We start from the raw sequence: 3527 nt of genomic DNA on the forward strand, positions 1-3527 counted from the left end.
GTCCTGACCGGTGCGGCGGCCGCCTCCGCCGCCGTCGCGCTGCTGCCGCAGTGGACCGGCCTGGCGGGCACCACCCCCTTCGCCCAGGCCGTGGCCTTCCGGCTGCCCCTGGGCCTGGGGATGGGCGCCCTCGCCGCGGCGGCGGGGCTCGCGCTGCGGTGGCGGCCGGGGCGGCGGCTGCTGCTGCCCGCCGCGACCCTGCTGGCCGTGGCCGCCGCGGGGTCGCTGGCGACGACGCTGACCCGGGGGCTGGGCGCGGGCGCGCTGCCGCCGGCGCAGCCCGGGGACGTGACGGTCCTGGCCGCCAACGTCCTGCACGTGAGCGCCGACCCCGCCGACGTGGCGCGCCTGGCGGTGCGGGCGGGCGCGGACGTGCTCGCGCTGCCGGAGGCCGACCGCGCCTACGCCGACGACGTGGCCGCCCGGGTGCGGGCCGCCTCCGGCACCCGGCTGCAGGTCCTCTTCACCCCCGACCGCGTCGGCCGCCCCGGGGAGGGCACGGCCCTGCTGGTCTCCGAGCGGCTGGGGGAGTACCGCGCCACCGGCGAGCTGTCCGGCGGCGTGCGCGCGGTCGTCACCGCCGCACCCGTCGCCGGTCCCGGGCCCGTGCTGGCCGCCGCGCACACGGCCGCCCCGGTGCCGGACCTGGTGGCCGACTGGCGCCGGGAGGTGCGGGCCGTCGTCGACTGGTGCGCGGCCACCCCCGGCGCGCTGGTGGCCGGCGACCTCAACGCGACCCTGGACCACCCGGCGCTGCGGCTGCGGGGCACGTGCGTGGACGCCGGGCAGCAGACGGGCACCGCCGCGCACGGCACCTGGCCGCGCCGGGTGCCGGCCGCCCTGGGCGCCACCATCGACCACGCGCTGGCCGACGGCGCGTCCTGGCGGGCCGTCGGCAGCCGCGTGGAGGTGGTGCGCGGCAGCGACCACCGGGCGCTGCTGGTGCGCTGGCGCCCGGTCGGCTGACCCGCCGGGAGCGCGCACCGGGCGGGACGCGCCGTGCTGGTGCGCCCGCGCCGGGCGACGGTGCTGCTCCGTCGGGGCGAACCTGCCCGGCGCGGTCCGCGAGTTCCGCGGATCGCCCCCGGGCAGGAGGTTGAGAGCCGTAGGGTCTGGTCTCGGTCGTCGCTCGTCCCCCCTCGTGCGAGATCGACCTCAGCGTCGTCGCCGGTCCCCCCGCCGGCGGCGGCGCGTCCTGCCACCCCCGCCCGGCCACCGCTGGAGCACCGCTGGAGCACCGCTGGAGCACCGCCCGGCGGCCGGCGGATCGCGTGTCGGCCGCCCCTCCCGCTGCACGCGCCCGCGCGAGTCCCTAGGGTTCTCCCCGGCACACCGGCACCCGCGCGGTGGCAGGAGGAGGAAGCGATGACCACCCTGGACGACCGCCCCGTCGGTGCGCCCGAGCGCTCGATCGGCCAGCTCGTGGCCGACGCCACCAAGGACGTCTCCGAGCTCGTGCGCTACGAGGTCGCCCTCGCCAAGGCCGAGATCACGGCCGACGTCAAGAACGGCGCCCTGGGCGGCGCGCTCTTCGCGGTGGCCGGCGTCTTCGGCTTCGTCGCCTTCGTCTTCCTCGGCGTGACCGTCGCCTACGCCCTCGTGGAGGGCGCCGGCTGGCCGGTCTGGCTCTCCTTCCTCGTCGTCGCCGTCGCGATGCTCGCCGTCGCCGGTGCCCTCGCGGCCGTCGGCTTCGGCCGCCTCAAGCAGGTCCGCCCGCCGGAGCGCACCATCCGCACCTCCAAGGACACCGTCGCCGCGATCAAGGCGGCCGCCAGCGGCAAGCCGGTCGCCAAGACCATCGCCGCCGGCCCGGGCGCCACGCCCACGACCACCGGCGCCACCCGCATCGGGCACTGACCCCCGGCGCGCGCGGCGTGTCGGGCGGGGCGGCGGCCGACGTCTCCGCGGTCCTCGTCGAGGGCCCCTGGCGGCACCGGCTCGTCGCCGCGCACGGCGCGCGCTTCCACGTCGCCGAGCTCGGCAGTGGCCCGCTGGTGCTGCTGCTGCACGACTTCCCGCAGTTCTGGTGGGCGTGGCGCTCGCAGCTGGTCGCCCTCGCCTCCGCGGGCTACCGGGCGGTCGCGATGGACCTGCGCGGCTACGGCGCCTCCGACAAGCCGCCCCGCGGCTACGACACCCCCACCTCGGCCGCCGACGTCGCCGCCGTCGTGCGCGCCCTCGGCGAGCGCGACGCCGTCGTCGTCGGCCACGGCGTCTCGGGGCGCACCGCGTGGGCGCTGCCGGTGCTGCACCCCGAGCAGGTGCGCGGCATCGTCGTCGTCGGCGCCGCCCACCCCTCGCTGACGCGCCGGGTCCTGCTGGACCGCGTCCTCGACGGCCCGCGCGAGGGCCTGGGCACCACCGGCGCGGCGCTGCTGCGCCAGCTGCCGCTGCTGCCCGAGCGCCGCCTGCTGGCCGGCGACGGCGTCGAGCGGGTGCTGCGCGCCTGGTCGGGCCCGGGCTGGCCGCTCCCGCAGGACGTCGCCCGCTACGCCGAGGCCGTCCGCGTCCCCTTCGTCGCGCACTCGGCGCTGGAGTACCACCGCTGGATCGCGCGCTCGGCGCTGCGCGCCGACGGCCGCCGCTTCGCCGCCGCGCTGCGCGCCGGGGTGCGGGTCCCCGTGCTGCAGGTGCGCGGCGAGCTGGACCCGACCGTCTCGCTGCGCGCCCTGGACGCCGGCGCCGACCACGCCCACGGCCCGCACCGCGCCGTCGAGGTCCCCGACGTGGGGCACTACGTGCCCGAGGAGGCGCCGGACCGGATGGCCTCCCTGCTCACCGGCTGGCTCGCCCGCTGGTGAGCGGGGAGACGGGTGCGCCGGCGGGTGCGGGGCCTCACTCGCTCGTGCAGGCCCCGGTGCCGACCCGCCCGCCGCCGGCCGCGGCCTCGGCGAGCACCTCGTCCAGCTCCGCCGGCGTCAGCGCGTAGCCGGTGTTCGCGTCGTCCAGGGACTTGGCGAAGACCACCCCGGCGACCTCGCCGTCCTCGGTGAGCAGCGGACCGCCGGAGTTGCCCGGCTGCACGGTGCCGTTGACGGAGTACACCTCGCGCACCACGTCGGCGGTGTCGTGGATGTCGCGGCCCTGCGCCTGCAGCACCTGGCGCACCCGGGCCGTGGCCAGCACGAACGGCCCGTCGAGCGGGAAGCCGGCGACGACCGCGGCGTCCCCGCGCTGCAGCGCCCCGCTGCGCGGCAGCGGATCGGCCCGCAGCTCCGGCACGTCGAGGACGGCGAGGTCCAGGGCCGGGTCGTAGGCCACCACCGTCGCCGGGTAGCGCCGGCCCACGCCCTGCGGCTGCACCAGGGGGTCCTCGACGCCCGCGACGACGTGGGCGTTGGTCACCACGCGCGCCGAGCCGCCGGCGCGGGCCGCGACGAACCCGCTGCCCTCCAGCCCGCGCTCGCAGGAGCGCGCCACCCCGGTGACCTTGACGATCCCCGGCTGCGCGGCCCGCAGCCCGGCGGTGTCCGGCACCGCGGGGGCGGGCCGCGCAGCCGGGGATCGTCAAGGTCACCGGGGTGGCG

General features: G+C 79.2%; 3 protein-coding genes and 1 pseudogene. 3 read left to right on the plus strand and 1 reads right to left on the minus strand.

Annotated features, from left to right (window positions below; all coding sequences use genetic code 11):
• From GTQ99_RS21130 to GTQ99_RS21140, 3 genes are all read left to right on the plus strand, one after another.
• Positions 1 to 966: endonuclease/exonuclease/phosphatase family protein (locus tag GTQ99_RS21130; RefSeq protein WP_166617668.1), on the plus strand; the 966-nt coding region annotated here is incomplete at its 5' end.
• Positions 967 to 1365: 399 nt separating this feature from the next.
• A complete protein-coding gene (locus GTQ99_RS21135; RefSeq protein WP_166617669.1) occupies positions 1366 to 1857 on the plus strand; it encodes a phage holin family protein in 492 nt (163 codons plus the stop codon).
• Between the two features lie 17 nt (positions 1858 to 1874).
• Complete coding sequence (locus GTQ99_RS21140; RefSeq protein ID WP_166617670.1) at positions 1875 to 2801, plus strand: alpha/beta fold hydrolase; 927 nt, start codon at positions 1875 to 1877, stop codon at positions 2799 to 2801.
• Positions 2802 to 2835: 34 nt separating this feature from the next.
• Here GTQ99_RS21140 and GTQ99_RS21145 read toward each other — a convergent pair.
• Positions 2836 to 3486, minus strand: a pseudogene (locus GTQ99_RS21145) (MarP family serine protease); the annotation flags it as partial.
• Positions 3487 to 3527 lie beyond the last annotated feature (41 nt).

The organism is Kineococcus vitellinus (assembly GCF_009906315.1).
GTDB classification, from domain to species: domain Bacteria; phylum Actinomycetota; class Actinomycetes; order Actinomycetales; family Kineococcaceae; genus Kineococcus; species Kineococcus vitellinus.